Genomic DNA, 704 nt, shown 5'->3' on the forward strand with positions numbered 1-704 from the left:
CGCTCGGGCCCGGCCCGCGTCCGCCCGCTCCGGCCGCGCCCCGGGCACCCGGGGCGCGGCCGGAGCGGGCGGACGCGGGCCGGGCCCGAGCGGCAGCGGCCGTTCAGCAGCCGTTCAGGGTGTTCACCAGGGCGGCCTTCTCGGCGGAGTCCATGCTCAGGCCCCAGTACTGCTTGACCGTGACCCACATCCGCGCGTACGTGCAGTGGTACGCGGCGCGCGGCGGCATCCACTTGGCCGGGTCGAGGTCGCCCTTGGCCTGGTTGACGTTGTCCGTGACGGCGATGAGCTGCGGGCGGGTGAGGTCGTTGGCGAACTGCTGGCGCTTGGCGGTGGTCCAGGAGCTGGCGCCGGACTTCCAGGCCTCGGAGAGGGCGACGACGTGGTCGATGTCGAGGTCGGAGGCGGCGGTCCAGGTGGCGCCGTCGTACTCGGAGTACCAGCTTCCGCTGACGGAGGCACAGGAGGAGTCGGTCACGACGTTCACGCCGTCGCGCTTGAGGACGGTCTCGCGGGTGTTGCAGCTGCCCGAGACGGTGCTCCAGTGCGGGAACAGGTCGCGGCTGTAACCGGCGGAGGAACCTTCCGCCCGGGGCGTCACCGTCGCCAGGTACGAACGGGCCGCAGCGGTGCTGATCGGGGCGGGCGGGGCCGCCCTGATCAGCACCGCTGCGGCCCGTTCGTACCTGGCGACGGTGACGCCC

General features: G+C 73.2%; 1 protein-coding gene. It reads right to left on the bottom strand.

What is annotated here, in order from left to right; all coding sequences use genetic code 11:
- Positions 1-103: 103 nt before the first annotated feature.
- Positions 104-704 (bottom strand): HNH endonuclease family protein (locus EF918_RS36380; protein ID WP_148141384.1); only part of this gene is annotated, 601 nt, incomplete at its 5' end.

It is taken from the genome of Streptomyces sp. WAC06614 (assembly GCF_003949795.1).
Lineage (GTDB): Bacteria > Actinomycetota > Actinomycetes > Streptomycetales > Streptomycetaceae > Streptomyces.